This is a genomic window from Pontibacter sp. HSC-14F20 (assembly GCF_019599265.1).
Lineage (GTDB): Bacteria > Bacteroidota > Bacteroidia > Cytophagales > Hymenobacteraceae > Pontibacter.
The window spans coordinates 12,920-31,334 of sequence record NZ_JAHZTC010000029.1 but is presented as its reverse complement, the minus strand read 5'-3'; the positions used below and the strand labels follow the sequence as shown (position 1 = coordinate 31,334).

The 18,415-nt window shown below is 51.6% G+C and carries 18 protein-coding genes; 10 read left to right on the top strand and 8 right to left on the bottom strand.

The window, feature by feature from the left end; all coding sequences use genetic code 11:
• Nucleotides 1–55: 55 nt before the first annotated feature.
• Together K3G39_RS19510 and K3G39_RS19505 are read right to left on the bottom strand one after the other, a co-directional pair.
• The gene (locus K3G39_RS19510) at nt 56–469 is read right to left on the bottom strand and encodes a VOC family protein (protein WP_220627859.1); all 414 of its coding nucleotides are present in this window, start codon (nt 467–469) and stop codon (nt 56–58) included.
• Nucleotides 470–1,399, bottom strand: coding sequence for a glyoxylate/hydroxypyruvate reductase A (locus K3G39_RS19505; RefSeq protein ID WP_220627858.1), 930 nt, complete (start codon nt 1,397–1,399; stop codon nt 470–472).
• 188 nt (nt 1,400–1,587) lie between these two features.
• Here K3G39_RS19505 and K3G39_RS19500 point away from each other — a divergent pair, with 188 nt between their 5' ends.
• Entirely contained in the window at nt 1,588–3,144 is a 1,557-nt protein-coding gene (locus K3G39_RS19500; RefSeq protein WP_220627857.1) for a YdiU family protein, read from the top strand.
• A 453-nt stretch (nt 3,145–3,597) separates the two neighbouring features.
• On the opposite strand, the gene K3G39_RS19495 is transcribed toward K3G39_RS19500, so the two are convergent.
• From K3G39_RS19495 to K3G39_RS19480, 4 genes are read right to left on the bottom strand one after another with little or no spacing between them, the layout of a single operon-like run.
• Nucleotides 3,598–4,530, bottom strand: coding sequence for a hypothetical protein (locus K3G39_RS19495; protein ID WP_220627856.1), 933 nt, complete (start codon nt 4,528–4,530; stop codon nt 3,598–3,600).
• On the bottom strand, nt 4,527–4,715 hold the full coding sequence (locus tag K3G39_RS19490) for a hypothetical protein (protein WP_220627855.1): 189 nt from the start codon (nt 4,713–4,715) through the stop codon (nt 4,527–4,529). The genes K3G39_RS19495 and K3G39_RS19490 overlap by 4 nt, the downstream gene beginning before the upstream one ends.
• A complete protein-coding gene (locus tag K3G39_RS19485; RefSeq protein WP_220627854.1) occupies nt 4,715–5,809 on the bottom strand; it encodes a toxic anion resistance protein in 1,095 nt (364 codons plus the stop codon). Before K3G39_RS19485 ends, K3G39_RS19490 begins: the two co-directional genes overlap by 1 nt.
• Before the next feature lie 9 nt (nt 5,810–5,818).
• Nucleotides 5,819–6,253, bottom strand: a complete 435-nt coding sequence (locus K3G39_RS19480) for a hypothetical protein (RefSeq protein WP_220627853.1) — start codon at nt 6,251–6,253, stop codon at nt 5,819–5,821.
• A 373-nt stretch (nt 6,254–6,626) separates the two neighbouring features.
• Between K3G39_RS19480 and K3G39_RS19475 the strand changes: the two genes are divergently transcribed.
• From K3G39_RS19475 to K3G39_RS19460, 4 genes are all read left to right on the top strand, one after another.
• Complete coding sequence (locus K3G39_RS19475; RefSeq protein WP_220627852.1) at nt 6,627–7,196, top strand: pseudouridine synthase; 570 nt, start codon at nt 6,627–6,629, stop codon at nt 7,194–7,196.
• Between the two features lie 156 nt (nt 7,197–7,352).
• On the top strand, nt 7,353–8,951 hold the full coding sequence (locus K3G39_RS19470) for a M20/M25/M40 family metallo-hydrolase (RefSeq protein WP_220627851.1): 1,599 nt from the start codon (nt 7,353–7,355) through the stop codon (nt 8,949–8,951).
• A 222-nt stretch (nt 8,952–9,173) separates the two neighbouring features.
• Nucleotides 9,174–10,310, top strand: coding sequence for a putative sensor domain DACNV-containing protein (locus K3G39_RS19465; protein WP_220627850.1), 1,137 nt, complete (start codon nt 9,174–9,176; stop codon nt 10,308–10,310).
• Nucleotides 10,311–10,416: 106 nt separating this feature from the next.
• Nucleotides 10,417–12,885, top strand: a complete 2,469-nt coding sequence (locus K3G39_RS19460; RefSeq protein ID WP_220627849.1) for a TonB-dependent receptor plug domain-containing protein — start codon at nt 10,417–10,419, stop codon at nt 12,883–12,885.
• 81 nt (nt 12,886–12,966) lie between these two features.
• On the opposite strand, the gene K3G39_RS19455 is transcribed toward K3G39_RS19460, so the two are convergent.
• Entirely contained in the window at nt 12,967–13,389 is a 423-nt protein-coding gene (locus tag K3G39_RS19455) for a helix-turn-helix domain-containing protein (RefSeq protein ID WP_220627848.1), read from the bottom strand.
• A 116-nt stretch (nt 13,390–13,505) separates the two neighbouring features.
• On the opposite strand from K3G39_RS19455, the gene K3G39_RS19450 reads away from it, so the two are divergent.
• The 4 genes from K3G39_RS19450 to K3G39_RS19435 all read left to right on the top strand — a co-directional run bounded on the left by K3G39_RS19450 (nt 13,506) and on the right by K3G39_RS19435 (nt 16,533).
• Complete coding sequence (locus K3G39_RS19450) at nt 13,506–14,135, top strand: NAD(P)H-dependent oxidoreductase (protein WP_220627847.1); 630 nt, start codon at nt 13,506–13,508, stop codon at nt 14,133–14,135.
• 76 nt (nt 14,136–14,211) lie between these two features.
• Complete coding sequence (locus K3G39_RS19445; protein WP_220627846.1) at nt 14,212–14,913, top strand: DsbA family oxidoreductase; 702 nt, start codon at nt 14,212–14,214, stop codon at nt 14,911–14,913.
• A gap of 23 nt (nt 14,914–14,936) precedes the next feature.
• Nucleotides 14,937–15,953 carry an LLM class flavin-dependent oxidoreductase gene (locus tag K3G39_RS19440; RefSeq protein WP_220627845.1) on the top strand — a complete coding sequence of 339 codons (1,017 nt, stop codon included), beginning with the start codon at nt 14,937–14,939 and terminating at the stop codon, nt 15,951–15,953.
• 214 nt (nt 15,954–16,167) lie between these two features.
• Complete coding sequence (locus K3G39_RS19435) at nt 16,168–16,533, top strand: spore germination protein GerW family protein (protein WP_220627844.1); 366 nt, start codon at nt 16,168–16,170, stop codon at nt 16,531–16,533.
• A 57-nt stretch (nt 16,534–16,590) separates the two neighbouring features.
• Here K3G39_RS19435 and K3G39_RS19430 read toward each other — a convergent pair whose 3' ends face one another.
• Complete coding sequence (locus K3G39_RS19430) at nt 16,591–17,202, bottom strand: hypothetical protein (protein ID WP_220627843.1); 612 nt, start codon at nt 17,200–17,202, stop codon at nt 16,591–16,593.
• Nucleotides 17,203–17,429: 227 nt separating this feature from the next.
• Here K3G39_RS19430 and hflK point away from each other — a divergent pair, with 227 nt between their 5' ends.
• Nucleotides 17,430–18,413 (top strand): FtsH protease activity modulator HflK, encoded by a 984-nt coding sequence (gene hflK / locus K3G39_RS19425; protein ID WP_220627842.1) that lies wholly within the window; start codon nt 17,430–17,432, stop codon nt 18,411–18,413.
• Nucleotides 18,414–18,415 lie beyond the last annotated feature (2 nt).

Sequence of the window (18,415 nt, the reverse complement as noted above, 5' to 3'; positions counted from 1 at the left end):
CCAGTCCGTAACGCATACGGACTGGCCTTCGATTTTAAGCAGGTATAGCAAACGATCAGGAAGCAAACACCTCCCCCGGATTTTTGAAAGCCTTGAACTCAAGCGGGTTTTTGCTGTGATCGAGGATGAACATGGTTCGCTGCTCTCCTACCTGACCCTCGTAGCGGGTATAAGGCTCCACCACGAAAGGTATAGCATGCTGCACCAGTCGCTCGCGCACTTCATCAAACTGTGCATAGCTGAGCAAACAGCCAAAATGCGGCACCGGCACACTGATTCCGGCCACTTGTCCGCAGTAATCGGGCTCGGGTATGTTGGCGCTTAGGTGAGCCGAAAGCTGGTGCCCGAAAAAATCAAAATCGATCCAGTGCTCGGTGCTGCGCCCTTCTTTGCATCCTAAAATGTCCACGTAAAACTGGCGCGTCGATTCGATGTCCTTCACTTTGAAGGCATAGTGAAATGGGTTCATTTAATATCCTTTGGTTTTAGAAACAACATTAATGAGGTCTTGCCCGTGGCGCATGCGGTCGTAGTTTTCCAGAATCTGCGACACAGCCGAAGCCGGATTGGTAATGCTGGCAATATGCGGCGTGACATGGATCAGCGGGTGCTCCCAGAAGGGATGCTCCTCCGGCAGCGGCTCCTCCCGAAACACATCCAGACTAGCCCCGGACAGATGCCCCTCATCGAGTAATCCGATCAGATCTTCATCTACCAGATGCTCACCACGCGCTACGTTGATGACATAGGCTCCTTTGGGAAGTTTGCCCAGTGTATCTTTATTCAGAATATTGGCGGTGTGGCTGGTTAAAGGCAGCAGGCAGATCAGAATGTCAGCTTTTTCCAGAAAAGTAGTCAGTTCCTCTGTCCCGGCAAAGGTTCCGACACCTTCCAGCATTTTAGGAGTGCGTGACCAGCCATGCACTTTAAAGCCGAGTTTGTTTAGCTGCTGCGCCGTGTGCATACCAAGCACGCCCATACCCATCACCCCAATCACGACGTCGGCGGTGCGTTTGTAGCTGTGCTGCTTCCAGGTACGGCTGCGTTGCGCTTCCTTATACCTGTGCAGGCCGCGCACATGGTTCAGCACTTGGGCAGTCACAAAAGTGGCCATGTCCTGGGTCAGGTTTTCGTCTACTATGCGGGTGATCTGTATACCTTTAGGAAGCTCGGGATCGCGTAGAATATGATCGACACCGGCGCCTGTGGACGAGATGCATTTCAGGTTCGGGAAGTTGGCAAAAGCGCCCGGCGGATGATTCCAGGCCAGGGCAAACTCCACTTCCCCGGCTGGGCCTGTATCCGGATAAACATGTACTACTAAGCCCGGACGGCGTTCCTTCAGGGCATTTTCCCAGCGGCTCGTGTTTCTGCCCTGGCTGAATATGGTGATTGACATAAAAGTTGTAAGTCTGTTCGGTGATGCGTGGCAAGGTATAGCCTGCCCCTGCTTACGTGTTATTCAGGGTAAGTCTGCTAAATTTAACTAATCTTGCACAAATCTTGTTAAAGAGAAATCAAAAGGCTGGCAAAAGGTTTAAAAGAAGTGCCAGATCCAGCTATACCTTATACCTAAAACTAAAGAAGATGGAGCAACTGAGCTCAAAAATTTATAAAAAAGAATTTGTAGAAGCGTTTGCGGGTGATGACAGCGGCACGCTTAGGCCACGCCAGACGCCGGGTGTCCTATACAGCAAAGCCAAACCTACGCCGGTTGAAAAAGTAACGCTCCTGGCCTGGTCAGATGCACTTGCCAATGAGCTTGGTATAGCCAAGCCAACAGGCCAACAGGAGATTGACATACTCGGTGGCAACCACGTAACAGACACCATGTACCCTTACGCTGCCTGCTACGCCGGTCACCAGTTCGGCAACTGGGCGGGTCAGCTTGGCGATGGCCGCGCCATTACGCTGGGTGAGTGGGAAGCACCTGACGGTAAAACCTGGGAACTGCAGCTGAAAGGCGCCGGCCTTACCCCCTACTCCCGCCGCGCTGACGGCCGTGCGGTGCTACGCTCTTCGGTGCGCGAGTATCTGATGAGCGAAGCGATGCACTACTTAGGTATACCGACCACCCGTGCGCTCAGTCTGGTGAGTACCGGTGAGCCTGTGCTGCGCGATATGTTCTACAACGGCAATGCGGCCTACGAACCGGGTGCGATCGTGATGCGGGCAGCGCCGAGCTTTTTGCGCTTCGGTAATTTCGAGATGCTGAATGCCCGCAAAGAAGTCGATAACCTGCGCCAGCTCGTCGACTGGACCATCAGCCGCTATTATGCGCATATTACTGGTGAGAACAAAGTGATCGATTGGTTCAAGGAAGTCGTAGATCGCACCGCCCGCCTGATGGTGGAATGGATGCGTGTGGGCTTTGTACACGGCGTGATGAACACTGATAACATGTCTATCCTCGGCCTGACCATCGACTACGGTCCCTACTCCTTCGTGGACAATTACGATCCGAACTTCACCCCAAACACCACGGACCTGCCCGGCAGAAGGTATGCTTTCGGAAAGCAGCCTTCCATCGGCTACTGGAATCTGGGCGCTCTGGCGGGTGCGCTGTTGCCACTAACCGATAAAGACCAACTGGTTGCCACGCTCGAAACATTTAAGGACGTATACTGGACGGCCTACTACGCCATGATGGGCCGCAAACTTGGCCTCGACCAGGTATCACAATTAGACCGCGACCTGATTAGTCAGTTCGAGAAAACACTGTCCGAAGTTCAACCTGACATGACCATTTTCTACCAGTTGCTCATCGACCTGCCGCTGGCTATGGAAAGTGAAGACGCAGTAGCCGATTTTTTCAAACGGGCCTTGTACGACGACCTGTCAGCAGCACAGAAAACAGCACTCTATACCTTGATCAGCAACTACCTGGAGCGACTGAACACGAACAAGATCAAGCGCTCATATTCTCAGGAAATAATGCGAAAAGCCAACCCGCGTTTTGTGCTCCGCAACTACCTGCTGCACCAGGCCATCGAGGGATTAGAGAAAGGCGATGATACCCTATTTGTGAAGCTACAGGAAGCGATCAAAGAACCATATTCCGATAAGTTCGACGAGTTTTTCCAAACCAGGCCAGAGTGGGCTTCGCAGAAAGCCGGATGCTCGATGTTGTCGTGTAGTTCGTAGGATTCGTCGATCTCCATTTAATAAGGGTCTTATCCTGAAGGGGAAAAGGCCCTTATTAATTTAAAGGTATAGCAAGACTAACTTTCCCTTTAAGCTATGCAACAAATCACTTTGGCCAGGTGCACCAAACGACACTCCACTGTTGGGGGTGAAGGGGTCCCCCTGTCAAGAGCGTTCAGCGAGTGGGGGTAGGGGCCCTCGATTTTTTCTTTATAGAGGGCCCCCTACCCCCATCAAGGAAAAAAGTGAGTGCCCACCGCACAGGCGAAGCTATAAAACAAGTCGGTTTGATATACCTATAATTGCAGTTGCTAGAAAGCAAAGTAAGCTATACCTATACCTGGGCCAGAGACCCCACAATACCAGACACGAGCCTAGACGCTCGCGGCATCAGCTTCAAACAAAAAAAGAGCCTCTGATAAAATAGAGGCTCTTCCATGAATTGAATTAAATCTAAAAACTCTTCCGATGCATCCTAACCGGAAACAACCGGTAATCCATTAAACTAATGGCATACGGAAACCCGCGCCAATGCACAATCGGCACATGCCGGGCAGGACTAGGACCTTTGGTGTCAGGTATAGCCAGCATGGTATTGCCGATATAACTCAACTCCCCTTTATCAATCGCTAACTTACTCGCTACATGCTGCAGAAAAACCTCTTTATCGGAATCCGAAGATGTAAAGGAAATCTCGCGCGAAATAGTAGCGCCCCCCTCTAACTCTGGTGAATAAAACACGCGGGAATAAGTTTCGATGGCGATAATGGGAACAACCAGTGTGGGTACTTTGGCCTGCATCACATCCGGCGGCGCCATAGGGGCCTGATTGGCAACCCGCTTCACCATCTCCGTTACTTTCTGGGCGGTATAAATGCCTTTGATGGTTTCGGATTCGATGCGTTTGAGCACCTGCTCTACCTTAGACTCAAAAGGCTGACCGGGATTTTCCTGCCGGGGCGGAGCAATCGGTCGTGGCTGTGCCTGACCTGCAGGGCGTGGCTTCTGTACCTGCGCCAGTGGTTTTGGCTTCTCGCGCTCGGGTATGTAACTGTCTTTGATGTGCCGCTCGTGCACGTTGATCACCGTCGTGAAGGTATTGATAAAATGTTCCGTGTTCTGCACATGAAACAGCTCCAGTTCCTGTATGCGCTTGCGCGTCACCAGGTAGTTATGCACCAGCTTGGTCTTCTCGAAAACGGCCAGCAATTTTTCGGCGTGTGGTGTGTGCTGATAACGCTCGTAAAGCCTGTGGAGGGCATTGAGTCGGGCGTTGGAGGCACGGATGTACTGCATGGCACGGGCATCGGCAGCACCGGGGTGCGTGACAACTGTACGGGTGTTCTCCTGCCCCATTCCGAAAAGCGAACGAAAAAAACCGATCATTTAGACAGGATACGTTTGAGGTGCTGGGTTTCGATTTCGACTTGCAGTTTTTCCGAGAGTTTCATCTCTTCAAACACATTGTCGATGTGCTGGATATAGAGGTCCAGCACCGCCTCCTGCTCGTCGCTCAGGATACGGTGCCGGACGGCTAGTTCTTCTTCTTTCTTATCCCCTTTGTATATCATTATTCAATTTCGATCTGCTTGGACTTGCCGAAAGTGCCGATGATCTTGCTGTTGAGCTCTTCCTGCACCTGCGCCAGTTCTCTTACGGCTTCTGCGCGTTTCTTGCTGCCTTCTTCCGATATTTTGATCACTTGGTCGAGTGTTTCCACCATGTCCTTGTTCACCTTCTTGAGCGTATCCACATCTACAATGCCGCGCTCGTTTTCCTGTGCCGCAATCACTACGTTTTTCTTGAGCAGCTCAGAGTTTTTGCGGAGCATTTCGTTGGTAGTATCGGTTACTTTTTTCTGAATCTCGAGTGCTTTGCGCTGCTTCTCCAGACCGAGGGCAATGGCCACCTGCTGACGCCATACCGGAATCACTGTCACAATGGAGTTCTGGATCTTCTGGGCCAGCACATCGTTGGTGGTCTGGATCATACGAATCTGCGGCATCGATTGGGTGGCAATGGTATGCGACAACTGAAAATCGTGCACCTTTTTCTCCAGACGCTCTTTGAAGGAAATCATATCGCTCAGGCGCTGCACAGCCAGTTCATCCTGTCCGCTTGTTTCCACCTCTTCCTGCATTTTCGGGATGATGTTCTGCTCGATATCATCGATTTTCATCTTCCCGGCCGCGATCACCGAACGGATTTCGTGGATATATTCCACCGCCTGATTAAACATCACTTCCAGACTGGTCGAGTCTTTCATGATGCTCTGACGGGTACGCTCCAGTTTCACTACCACATCGTCCACGTTAGCCGAAACGGTATTGTATTGCGTTGCCAACTGCTTCGACTTATCAGATATCTTTTTTACAAAGGGAAGTCTGGAAAAGAACCCACCTTTCTCCTGCTCCTCAATCTTGATCATGTTGATCTGGTTGAGGAGTTCGTTGATGGCCTCACCTGCCTCACCGGAGTCTTTGGCTTTTACTTTGGTGAGTAGCTCGTTGGAATAGTGCCCCAGTTTGCGCTGCGTTTCCACCCCAAAATTGCTCAGACTTTCCGGATTCCCCGGATCTATGGATTTAGAGATTGCCAGTGCTTTCTCCTGTATCTTCTGTTGATTCTCTGCGATCGTAATCTCTGTTTTCTCTGTTTTTTCCATCTTGTTTTATTACCTGAAAAGGTTGTGGTTGATTAGGTCTAATGAGTTTAAGTACTTTTTGATGTTCTCGTGCCGGTCGGTGGTTTCATACCACTCAATGTCGTTGAGGGGCAGGTACTCGCCCAACAGGTCGCGCACTTCATTCAGCAGGGCTTCCCCTTTCTTTGTCCTGAAATCCGGGTTGCGGTACTGTGCGCTCACGTATTCCACCTTCACCTGCCCGGTCTTGGTAATGGCCAGTTCACGCACTTCTACCACCAGCTCAGAGGATTTGCCGTTGTCGTTCACGATCGTTTTATACACGCCCTTGTTGCCTTCCTCAAGCGCGGCGGCACATTGCGTGCGCACATCCTGCAGGGCCTTGCGCAGTTTCCGGTTCGGCATAACATAATGCCCCACGATGTAACCCAATAAAGCTGCTATTAAGAATATCCAAAAAATCACCTTCGTATTGATAAAGTTAAATGCTCAATTACTATGTAAAGAAGCAAAATAAATTGATGTAATCAAGTGCCGGCAAAACGCATGTAACCAGGAAGTACCAAGTATAGCCGGTTTATTTCCTTTCTGCACGTGTTTCTGGCAAAACCTGACCGGCTTTTTTTAACTTCTATACGCGGAAGCGGTTGTGCGGGCTGTCACTAGTCCCGTGTTAGAATGAACAAGGTATAGCAGTGGTCTGTTCCCAGGCAGGGCTCGTCTTATGTTTATCCTATTACGGGAAGCTAGCTGCTCCCTTTCTGGTGCCTGCCGATAAATTCAGGGGTTTTGTCTATCTTGCGGCCAATTCTATACCTGATTTTATACCTTCGCCTGCATGCAGCACCGGCATTTTATTTTGCACAAACCTTACGGCTACATCAGCCAGTTCGTCACGGACAAGAAAAAGAAAAAGCTTCTCGGCGATTTGCACGACTTCCCGGCCGGCACCATGGCCATCGGTCGGCTCGACGAAGCCAGCGAGGGCCTGCTCCTGCTCACCACTGACGGCAAAACGAGTGAACTGGTCCGCGGCCGGCATGTGGAGAAGGAATATTACGCGCAGGTAGACGGCCTGATCACCGACGAAGCCATTGCGCAAATGCAGGAAGGCGTCGCGATCGGCTTGTATGGTGAACAATACGGCACCCGCCCCTGCACCGCTTTTCGCCTGGAAGATGCACCCGATTTCCCAGAACGGAGCCGCCGCATCCGCGACGACCGTCACGGTCCGACCAGTTGGGTATCCATCACCATTTCGGAAGGTAAAAACCGGCAGGTTCGCAAAATGACCGCTGCCGTGGGCTTTCCGACGCTGCGGCTGGTGCGTGTGCGGATTGGGAATATCCGGCTGAAAGCCTTTATACCGGGGGCTGTTGCAGAAGTGGAAAACTTTGATCTGGGGTGAAGACAACCCCTATACCTTAAAATTTTATCGGCTATTAAACCAAAGCGGCATTCAAAAGTCTATATAGCACTTTCGGCATAACTAACACAAATTTACTATCTTGAGCGGGCATACCCTTAACATTTCATACAAACAATCCATTCTTTAATCTTAACCATGAAGAAAAACCCTATTCGCATTTTAGCGCTGGCGTTGATGCTGACGGGCAGCGTGGGCCATGTCACCCTGGCGCAGCGACCACAACAGCAACAGCAGGCACAGAAACCTCAGGACCCTGTTATCCAGAACATCATCAAGATGGCCACTGAAAACTCGCAGCTCGAGAAACTGGGCCACGAACTGATGGACGGTATCGGACCAAGATTGGTAGGCACTCCGCAAATGCAGCAGGCCGGAGACTGGGCTGTAAACAAGTACAAGAGCTGGGGAATTGATGCCCGCAACCAAAACTACGGCGAGTGGCGTGGCTGGGAGCGCGGTATTACGCACATTGACATGGTGCACCCACGTGTAAAATCAATTGAAGGCATGCAGCTGGCCTGGAGCCCGGCTACTCCTTCTAAAGGTGTAACAGCTGAAGTGATCACCATGCCTGACTTTGCTGACTCACTTGCTTTCCAGCGTTGGTTGCCAAGTGTGAAAGGCAAAATGGTCATGATCTCGATGAACCAGCCAAGTGGCCGCCCGGAATACAACTGGAAAGAGTTTGCTACAGAGGAGTCTTTCGAGAAAATGAAGAAAGTGCGTGACGAGCACAACGAAGCGTACCGCAAGCGCATTGCCGCTACCGGCAAAAACGCCCGCACGCTGCCTGTTGCTCTTGAGCAGGCTGGTGCCGCTGGTATCGTGATGTCAAACTGGTCACAAGGTTTTGGCGTGAACAAAGTATTCAGCGCTTATACCAAGAAAATCCCTACAGTTGATATCGCCCTCGAGGACTACGGTATGCTATACCGTCTGGCCGAGAACGGCAGCAAGCCACGCATTAAAGTAGTAGCCGAGTCGAAACATGCCAAGAAGCCGGTTCCTACGTTCAATACCATCGCTGAGATCAAAGGCTCTGAGAAGCCGGATGAGTACGTGATCCTGTCAGCTCACTTTGACTCATGGGATGGCGGTACAGGTGCTACAGATAACGGCACCGGCACGATCCTGATGATGGAAGTAATGCGCATTCTGAAGCAGGTATACCCGAATCCGAAACGTACCATCCTGGTAGGTCACTGGGGAAGCGAAGAGCAGGGCCTGAACGGTTCGCGCGCTTTCGTGGAAGATAACCCGGAAATTGTGAAGAAGACACAGGCTGTTTTCAACCAGGACAACGGTACAGGTCGCGTGGCCAACATCTCTGGTCAGGGTTTCCTGAACTCTTATGATTACATGGGCCGCTGGCTGAACGCAGTACCGCGTGAAATCACGAAAGACATTCAGACCTCTTACCCTGGTTTCCCGGGCGGCGGCGGTTCTGACCATGCTTCTTTCATTCCGCACAATATTCCTGCCTTTATGCTGAGCTCTCTGAGCTGGTCTTATGGCAATTATACCTGGCACACCAACCGCGACACCTACGACAAAGTGGTGTTCGATGATGTGCGCAGCAACGTTATTCTGACGGCTATTCTGGCATACATGGCCAGCGAAGAGCCGGAACTCGTATCACGTGAGCGTAGCATAATGCCGGTTAACCCACGTACAGGCGAGCAAATGGCCTGGCCACAGGCAAGACCAGCAACCCGCAAAGGTGGTCTCGACTAAGGCTTAACTACACAGGTTTATACCTGATATTTTAAAGTACAGCCGCTGCAGACTTTCTGCAACGGCTGTACTGTTTTTAGCTATAGCGGTTTCTCCGATAACTATCAGCAAAAAAAGCATTTGTAAGTTTTTGTGCAGAACACCGTATAAAAAATTTATGGCAGTGCAACAATATTTCGTGCCTTCGTACTGCCGTCTATACCTGAAAACCCGAAGACAAAGATGATCGGTAAATCGACATACAAGGCCGCCCGTGAAGTAGCCCAGATCGTAGAAAACCATTTTTCCAGCCAGATAGAAGCGGCCAAAGCACTTAACGATACCAATCTGGCGACCATCCCCCCGGCCCGCATCATCGAAACCATGATCGACGCTGCCTTCTGGGCGAGCCTGCGGCGGGAAGAAGGACAGTCACCAAAAATATCGCTTGCCTTTCTGCCACCCGAACAGTGTGAGCAGCCGCTGCTGTTTGAGCATCACCTGACCCTCTCTCCTGCGGTACTCACCAAGATCGGACCGGGTGTGGAGCGGCCGGGCATTCACCTGGGCGTGTGGTACGAAGGAGACTATCTGCACATCTGGGGCATGACACGCAGCATTCCCAACTTTTGCTTTGTGCTCGATGTGTCAGAGCCGGGTTTGCTGGTGATCAAGCACCGCCGGCAGGATGGCTTTGGAAAATTTGTGAACGTGGCCGTGCTTACCGGGGATCAGGTGAAGATAGTAAATGAAAAAAGTGTGCACCTCCCCGACTGTCCCGATCTGTTGTACTCCCTTCTGGGCTTCAGTTCGCTGAGCGTCTGGAATAAGTCACTGAATGTGCTCGTGCAATTGGCAGTGTCGATGCGCTCGCATCAGAAAGGGGGCATCCTGCTGGTTGTTCCTGCCGGTTCGGAAGAATGGCGCCAATCGATCCGCCACCCGATGCGGTATGCTGTAGGGCCCGCCTACTCTGAATTGGCAAAATTGATGCTCCGGAAAGACGATAAGGACCTGCGCTGGCAGGATGAAATGAAACGGGCGATTGACGCGATGGCCGGATTCACAGCTGTGGACGGAGCCACCATCATCAGTGACAGGTATGAGCTCTATGGCTTCGGTGCCAAAATTAACCGCAAACGAGGTAACAATCCGGTAGACAAGCTGATTCTGACAGAACCTGTCGTTGGCGGTGAGGCCACCATAGACCAGCCGGCGCTGAGCGGTGGCACGCGACATTTATCAGCGGCCCAGTTCGTGCATGACCAGCGCGATGCAATTGCCCTAGTTGCTTCCCAGGACGGCCGCTTCACCATTTTCAGTTGGTCAGGTTGCGAGAACATGGTCCAAGCCAACCGCATCGATTCGCTGCTGCTTTAGCGGAGCACATTCTTCCATTACAGTCACGGGTACGCCGGTCTAAGGAATGATTTTTGCACTCGTTTTTGTTTCTAATAGTAGAGATGTTTTAGAAATGGAGGGAGATATGACTGAAGATAAATCAACAATAAAATGGGCTTACCTGCTGCCGGTGCTCTTACTGGCATTTGTGTCACTGGCCTTCGTCAGTCCGCAAACGGACCTGCTTCAGAAACTGGAGACGCACCTGGCGAGCTGGCGCACAACTTACGCCCCAGAAAAGGTATACATACACCTGGACAAGCCACGCTATACGCCAGGTCAGCAGATCTGGCTCAAAGGCTATGTTGTAGATGCCGCCAGTCTGCAGCCGACTGCAAAAAGTAGTGTGCTGTACGTGGATTTGTTAAATGCTAACAACGAAGCTGTGCAGCATCTGAAACTGAAAGCTGAAAACGGCAAGGCTAACGGCGACATTATTTTGCCCGCTAATCTGCCTGTGGGGCAGTACACGCTGACTGGCTATACCCAGTGGATGCGCAATTACGGTGAGGAGAATTTCTTCCGGAAAGAGATCAGCATCATAGGCGAAAAGGCGGCAGCAGAAAAACAGGCTAAAACCACGCAGAGAATCGATTTGCAGTTTTTCCCGGAGGGTGGTGATCTGCTGCAGGGGATGCAAAGCCGCGTAGCCTTTAAAGCCACCAAACCTGACGGAACAGGCACAGCCGTGACAGGTGCTGTGTATGATGCGCAAAACCAGAAGCTGTTCGACTTTAAAGATACTCACCTAGGTATGGGCGCCTTTGCGCTGCAACCTCAGCAGGGCCAGCGTTACACAGCCCGGGTGACTTTTGAAGATGGTAGCAAAGCTGAGTATACCTTACCGGAAGCAAAATCGGCGGGTTTTGTGCTAAGCGTAAACGAGACTGCTAATCCGGATCAACTTCAGGTAAATGTTACAGGTAATGCCTCCGGCCAGCAGTCGCTGGTGCTGACAGGTATAAGCCGCGATGCGGTGCAGTACGCCGAGCAAATCAATCTGCAGGCAGGCCAGACTTTCAGCAAGCAGATCGCCAAAGCGGACTTCCCGACAGGTATAGCCCGCTTTAATTTGGCCAAGTCCAATGGTGAGCCACTGGCAGAGCGTCTGGTTTTCATTGATCGACAAGATAACCTGAACATCAGCCTGACTACTGACAAGAAAACCTACGCGGGACGTGAGCGTGTGACAATGCAGGTACTGGCCCGCGACAAGCAAGGCAATCCGGTATCTACGGACTTCTCGCTGGCCATCACCGACGATGAGTTGGTAACGCCCGAATTGCAGGGACTCAACATCAACGCCTACCTGCTATTGACCTCTGACTTGCGCGGCTATGTGCAGAACCCGGCCTACTATTTTGAAAAAGATGATGCGACTCGTCAAGAGGCTCTCTCATACCTGCTGATGACGCAGGGCTGGCGTCGATTTGGCTGGCAACAACTCGCTAAGGGTCGATTTCCTGCGTTAAAGCACAGTCCGGAAACAGACCTTGCCGTGCGCGGTACTTTGCTGACCGACAGAGGCAAACCGGTGAAGGGCGGCGAAGCGCTGCTATACCTGAAAGGGCAGCACCTGGCCTTCATCACCACTGAAACTGACAAAGACGGACGGTTTGCTTTCGAAGGTTTTGATTTTACCGGACCTATAGATATGGTGGTGCAGGGGACCGATGCCCGTGGCCGCCGCAAACATTTGCAAGTGCAGATCGACGAGCAGGATTTCCAGCCGAAGTTTCCGGCTATACCTGTTCCACAAACTTCAGAACTGGTAGCCAGTGCCAGCCCGGATCTGCTTACGGCCAGCAAAGTAGAAATGGCTGCGGCTGACGAGGTAAACACCGAACTGACGCTGAAAGGCATCTTACTGAAAGATGTAGAGATTCAGGGAGAAGCGGATATGGTACAACCCTTTAAACTCCACCGGGAAGCAGATGCTGTGATTGATGTGAAAGAGCTTCCGGTTGCTCCTTCCGGCAATGTGATAGAATCCTTGCAGGGACGTGTAGCAGGTGTTCAGGTATACCGCGCAGGTCCAGGTGACTTCAGGGTACGCATCCGGGGCAGCAATACCGCCCCGCTATATCTGATTGACGGATTACCTGTCAAAGAGGGCTTCACCTCACATATGAACCAGTTCAATATTAGCCGCATCGAGATTCTGAAAGGTCCGGCCAGCGCCAGTCTGTACGGTGGCCGTGCTTCGGGAGGTGTGATTGCGCTTTATACCCGTCAGGGAAATGAGGCGATGCAGGAAGTGGAGCCCGGCAAGTACATCATCATCCACAGGGCACAGGGCTATAGCAAGGTACGGGAATTCTACAGTCCAACTTACGACGGCAAATCACCCACCAGTCGCGAGCCCGACCTGCGCACAACACTGTACTGGAACCCAAACGTGCAGACGGATGCGGCAGGTAAAGCAACTGTCTCCTTCTACGCTGCCGACCGCAACACAACTTACAGAGCGATCATGGAAGGTATATCCGACGCTGGTAGGCCCGGCCGGGGTATAACTACCTTTGATGTGAGCCTGGGAAGAGCGAATCCTTAATAGAAATTATACCTGCTAAAAAGCCCGCTGTTGTTCAAACGGCGGGCTTTTTAATATTCATTATACCTTACAAGCGGGTAGCTATACCTTGTACGCGTACTTTTCGCGCGCTGCCAGTATCTGGTCAATATTCAGCTTGGCCCAATCGGCGAGTTGGAGGAGTTGCAGCAGCAAGCCCTGCCCCAGCGGCGTCAGGCTGTACTCTACGCGGGGCGGAATTTCGGGATATACCTGTCTGTTCACCAGGCCGTCTTCTTCCAGCGAGCGGAGCGTGACAGTGAGCATGCGTTGCGAAACGCCGTTGATCTGGCTTTTCAGTTCGTTGAAGCGCAGTATCTCCTCTTTCCCTAGCGTGAGAATGGTATAGATGGACCACTTGTCTCCGAAGCGGGCCAGAATGTCCTTTACCGGGCAGCAGGAGGTAACATCTGCTTTGCTGCACAAAACTTTATCAATCTTTTTCTGGATTGCAAGTCGCTGATTATCAACTATAGTTACTTCCATGTTACTAGGTGCGGCTAAAGTGCCTGCTTGACAGGTACAAATTTAACAAATACCTTTGAGTTACCAAAAGTAACTTAGTATTGAAACGATACTAAGTATTTAACTGTTGTATAGACATGAATATCCTAGAAACTTTGCAGTGGCGTTACGCCGCCAAACGCATGAACGGCCAGCGTGTGCCGTCCGATAAAGTAGAACGTATTTTGGAGGCCATTCGACTCGCTCCTTCCTCGATGGGTCTGCAGCCTTATTCGGTGCTGTTGATTGAGGACGAAGAACTGAAAAAGCAGATCAGGTCGGTTGCTTACAATCAGCCGCAGATCGAGGAAAGTTCTCACCTGCTGGTATTCGCCGCCTGGGACAATGTGACTCCTGCGCATATCGACGAGTTTATTTCGCACACGGCTTCAGAGCGCAACATGCCTGTCGAGAACCTGCAGGACTTTAAAAACACCTTGTTAGGTACAGCCAAAGGCAATACACAGGAGCAGAATTTCAACTGGGCTGCACGCCAGGCATACATCGCTTTTGGGGTGGGACTGGTAGCTGCTGCCACCGAAAAAGTGGACGCCACCCCGATGGAGGGTTTTGATGCCGCTGCGCTGGACAAACTGCTCAATCTGCCTGAAAAGGGCCTGAGAAGCGTTACCCTGATGCCGCTTGGTTACCGCGACACCGCCAACGACTGGCTGGTAAAACTGCCGAAAGTAAGACGCCAGAAAGAAAAATTCGTACTGGAAGCATAAGCTTCAGCACAGCATGTTTCAGCCGGCGGCTGCCTCAATCGGGTAGCCGCCGGCTTACGCATTTAAATTAATGACCATGACAAAGCAGAAAATCAAAATAGACATCTTTTCCGACATTAACTGCCCCTGGTGCTACGTGGGCGAGCGTAGACTCGACAAAGCGCTGCAGCAGGTAGGAGACCAATACGAAGCCGAGATTAGTTTCAAAGCTTTTGAGCTTAACCCGAATATCCCACAGGATGGCCTGGGCCGCCTCGACTACTTTAAGGGCAACTACGGCGAGCAAATTGTGGCACAGGTGCCGGCAATGGACCAGCGCATGACCGAGGCCGGTGCTGAGGAAGGTATACAGTTCAACTTTTCGGAAGGTATGACGGTGAACAACACCTTTAATGGTCACCGCCTGATCTGGCTGGCTGGCCAGTACGGTGTGCAGCACGAAGTAGCGAGTGCGTTGTTCAAAGCGTATTTTACTGACAACCTCCAGATGAACGACACGGCGGTACTCAAGGAAATAGGGACAACGCAAGGTATACCGGCTGAGCGTTTAGAGAACTTTTTTGAAGGCGAAGAAGGCAAACTGGAAGTACGCCAGATGGAAGATTTTGCCCAGTCCGCAGGTATAACCGGGGTGCCCGCCTTTGTAATCAACGACCAATACCTGGTGAGCGGTGCCCAGCCTGCCGAAACTTTCCTGAATGTATTCAAGCAAGTAGCACCTACCATCCAGAAGCTCGACATCGAAGGCAACAGATGCGAAGTGGGGGGTGTGTGCTAATCAAGGACAAACAAAACATAACCATGGCAGATAAAAAGCTAAGCGATATCAAACTCTCCGTACTCGACCTGGTGCCGATCCGCACCGGCAAAAGCATCCACGACTCCTTTCACCACAGTCTGGAATTGGCACGCCACGTCGAGCAGCTGGGCTATACCCGTTACTGGCTGGCGGAGCACCACAACATGCCCGGTATTGCCAGCTCCGCAACGGTCGTACTGATCGGTTACATTGCCGGTGGTACATCTACTTTGAGGGTAGGCTCCGGTGGTATCATGCTGCCCAATCATGCCCCGCTGGTAGTAGCAGAGCAGTTTGGCACACTTGAGAGCCTGTACCCCGGCCGCATAGACCTTGGGCTGGGCCGTGCGCCCGGCACCGACCAGGTAACAGCCTACGCCCTTCGCCGCGACCTGCAGGGCAATGTGGAAGATTTCCCGAACAATGTGGCTGAGTTAAAGCAGTACCTGAGCAAAGAAAACAGCACAGCCAAGGTGCGCGCTATACCTGGCGAGGGCCTCGATATACCTGTCTGGATTCTGGGCTCGAGCACTTTTGGGGCACAGCTGGCCGGTATCATGGGCTTGCCTTATGCTTTTGCCAGTCACTTCGCCCCTGCCGCCCTGCACCATGCTCTCAAGGTATACCGCGACAGTTTCAGGCCGTCTGAGCAGCTGCAGGAGCCTTACGCCATGGCCTGCGTGAACGTGGTGGCCGCTGACACAGACGCGGAGGCAAATCATCTGGCAACTTCTCTTTACCAGTCCTTCCTGAACGTGATACAGGGCAAAGCCTTGCCAATGCAGCCACCCGTGGAAAGTATGAAGGACCGTTGGAGTCTGCAAGAGGAGTATGCGGTGAAGCAAATGTTGCGCTACAGTTTTGTGGGCAGCAAGAAATCGGTGCAGGAAGAACTGGAAGCCTTCGTGGAGGAAACACAGGTGGATGAGCTGATGATCTCAACGGGCATTTTTGATCCGGAGAAGCGACAGCATTCTTATACCTTGCTTTCAGAAATTACAGCTCTCCAGGGAAAATAGTATTAGTAAAACGGCCTGGTATTGTATACCTGGTCCGCTCTCAAAAACAGACCCGAAGCGATGTACGGGTCTGTTTTTTTATACCTATACCTTCCCGTAAGTATTGCCTACCCCGTATACACTGCCGCTCTCCGGCTTTTCTGAATCGATTCGGTTCCATCACGTACAACTAACTTATCAGGACATCATTTCTAAACACATCAAACTTTAGCACATGGAAGAGGTAGCAAAGAAAGATCAGAACAGTTTTATTGAGCGTCTGGCGCAGCGGCTGGGTATATCAGCAAATGCCAGCACGATTTACGGTGAGCCGGTGGAGCGGGACGGCGTTACGGTTATACCTGCGGCCAAGGCCATGTATGGTTTTGGTGGTGGCAGTGGCTCCAAAGCGGGCGAAGAAGGAATAGGCGGCGGCGGTGGCGTGGCCATTAAACCGGTGGGTTATATCGAAATAAAAGACGGTAACACAAAGTTCAAGTCCATCCCGGATCCGGAAAGAATCATTAAAATAATCGCCGTCAGCGGTGTTATGGCTATTTTCCTACTAAAGGGGGTCGACAAACTGGTAAACAAGCGCTAACGCCGCGCATTTATTCTTGGTAAACATCTTTGCTCAGGTATAGGAAGCCAGTACCGTCTATTGTCCTGCCTTGCTTCTCGGCGGGTTGATCATGATATGCGCCCCATGTGTGCCGGGATGCATGATCCAAGGCATGGCAACGGAGCCTTGATCGGGCTTGAGCGGTAGGCCGGTGCTCTCGGCGGTGGCCCAGGGAATGTAAACCACGTAGCGCAGGTATCCATCGGCCACTTCGCCGGTGCGCATGTTCACCTGCTCCTCCGGTGCACTGTACACGAAGAGCGATGTGGCTTGCTTGGGCAGGGTCAGTTTTCCGCTTTTAGCTTCTTTTTCACGCGTCTCGAAAATATCATTGGCGCTCATACCTTGTCGGCGCAGTTCGCGGCCACGGGACATAAAAGGCTCCAGGTCGCGGTGGTAGCACGACACCGAAAAGCCGGCTTGATTCGGGTCGTCCGCTAAACAGATCAGTTCATTCGTGCCTTTTCGCAATGTAACGACCTCTCCTTTCTGATTATAACCCAACACGGTAGCGCCCTCCCGCATTTCGGCAGGGGCTGCCATCACTGCGGTTTTTATCTGATTCTCAGCACTGGGTATAGAAGTGCTCTGAGCCTGGATGCTATACCCTGTGAGTAGGGAGAAAACAATTGCTACAAAATGTTTCATATCGGTTTTAGGCTAAGTGAACAAGACAAAATAAAGGCGGTATAATCGCTTTTCCCCTGTACGAAGAAAACCGGAAAAAGCTTAGAAACATTCTCCCGCCGGGTTTCCACAACATACCTATACCTGCCTGCAATCACCGCAAAGCAGTTTTGCTATACCTATCAAGACATCAACATATTAAGATATTTTAGTTATCTTAACGCTATCAACAAATTAACGCACCCCCGATGGCCGAGCCGAACTACCGCTTCCAGTATTATATGTTTCTGCTCAGCAAGCACTTCCGCAAAATTTTACTCGGACTGTTTTTGCTGATCATCTTGCTCACTTCCGTCAAAACAGTGGGCCCTGAAGAAGAAGGCGTAGTGATGTATGTAGGTCATTACGACCGCACCGTGCAGCCCGGACTAAACTTTATTTTGCCTTTCGGTATAGAGGAAATGCAGAAGATTCCGGTGCAGCGCCAGCTCAAGCAGGAGTTTGGTTTCAGAACCGCGAATACCGAACGAAATACCCAGTACTCCGATGCGAATTTCAACGACGAATCGCTGATGCTGACCGGCGACCTGAACCTGGCCAATGTGGAGTGGGTGGTACAGTACCGGATCGTGAATTCTTACAATTACCTGTTCAAAGTGCGCGATGCTGAAAAAGCCCTGCGCGATATGTCGGAGTCAGCGATGCGCAAAATTGTAGGTGACCGTACCGTGAATGAAGTACTCACCGTCGGTCGTCAGGAAGTGGCCAGCAGCATGGAAGAGTTGCTGCAGCGCATGTGCGACGAGTATGAAAACGGCATCCGCATCGATCAGGTAGTGCTGCAGGACGTGAATCCGCCGGAAACGGTGAAGCCCTCTTTCAACGCCGTAAACCAGGCCCAGCAGGAACGCGAAACCCTTATCAACCAGGCTGAGTCTGAGTATAACCGCATTATTCCGCGTGCCCGTGGCGAGGCTGATGAAACTGTTCAGCTGGCCGAAGCTTATGCCCTGACGCGTGTGAACGTGGCCACAGGTGAGGCTGCCCGTTTCAGTGCCCTCTTCGAAGAATATGTAAAAGCCCCGGAGGTAACCAAGAAACGTCTATACCTGGAAACGATGGAGCGTATCCTGCCAAAAATTGGCGGGAAAGTGATTGTAGACGAACGCGGCAACAACGTGCTTCCCCTCCTGAACCTGGATCAAAACAAAACGCAAACACAAACGAAATAGCC

Excerpts from the sequence above, each read along its gene's own strand:
- K3G39_RS19510 (WP_220627859.1), bottom strand. The coding sequence starts at position 469 with ATGAACCCATTTCACTATGCCTTCAAAGTGAAGGACATCGAATCGACG.
- K3G39_RS19505 (WP_220627858.1), bottom strand. The coding sequence starts at position 1,399 with ATGTCAATCACCATATTCAGCCAGGGCAGAAACACGAGCCGCTGGGAA.
- K3G39_RS19500 (WP_220627857.1), top strand. The coding sequence starts at position 1,588 with ATGGAGCAACTGAGCTCAAAAATTTATAAAAAAGAATTTGTAGAAGCG.
- K3G39_RS19495 (WP_220627856.1), bottom strand. The coding sequence starts at position 4,530 with ATGATCGGTTTTTTTCGTTCGCTTTTCGGAATGGGGCAGGAGAACACC.
- K3G39_RS19490 (WP_220627855.1), bottom strand. The coding sequence starts at position 4,715 with ATGATATACAAAGGGGATAAGAAAGAAGAAGAACTAGCCGTCCGGCAC.
- K3G39_RS19485 (WP_220627854.1), bottom strand. The coding sequence starts at position 5,809 with ATGGAAAAAACAGAGAAAACAGAGATTACGATCGCAGAGAATCAACAG.
- K3G39_RS19475 (WP_220627852.1), top strand. The coding sequence starts at position 6,627 with ATGCAGCACCGGCATTTTATTTTGCACAAACCTTACGGCTACATCAGC.
- K3G39_RS19470 (WP_220627851.1), top strand. The coding sequence starts at position 7,353 with ATGAAGAAAAACCCTATTCGCATTTTAGCGCTGGCGTTGATGCTGACG.
- K3G39_RS19465 (WP_220627850.1), top strand. The coding sequence starts at position 9,174 with ATGATCGGTAAATCGACATACAAGGCCGCCCGTGAAGTAGCCCAGATC.
- K3G39_RS19460 (WP_220627849.1), top strand. The coding sequence starts at position 10,417 with ATGACTGAAGATAAATCAACAATAAAATGGGCTTACCTGCTGCCGGTG.
- K3G39_RS19455 (WP_220627848.1), bottom strand. The coding sequence starts at position 13,389 with ATGGAAGTAACTATAGTTGATAATCAGCGACTTGCAATCCAGAAAAAG.
- K3G39_RS19450 (WP_220627847.1), top strand. The coding sequence starts at position 13,506 with ATGAATATCCTAGAAACTTTGCAGTGGCGTTACGCCGCCAAACGCATG.
- K3G39_RS19445 (WP_220627846.1), top strand. The coding sequence starts at position 14,212 with ATGACAAAGCAGAAAATCAAAATAGACATCTTTTCCGACATTAACTGC.
- K3G39_RS19440 (WP_220627845.1), top strand. The coding sequence starts at position 14,937 with ATGGCAGATAAAAAGCTAAGCGATATCAAACTCTCCGTACTCGACCTG.
- K3G39_RS19435 (WP_220627844.1), top strand. The coding sequence starts at position 16,168 with ATGGAAGAGGTAGCAAAGAAAGATCAGAACAGTTTTATTGAGCGTCTG.
- K3G39_RS19430 (WP_220627843.1), bottom strand. The coding sequence starts at position 17,202 with ATGAAACATTTTGTAGCAATTGTTTTCTCCCTACTCACAGGGTATAGC.
- hflK (WP_220627842.1), top strand. The coding sequence starts at position 17,430 with ATGGCCGAGCCGAACTACCGCTTCCAGTATTATATGTTTCTGCTCAGC.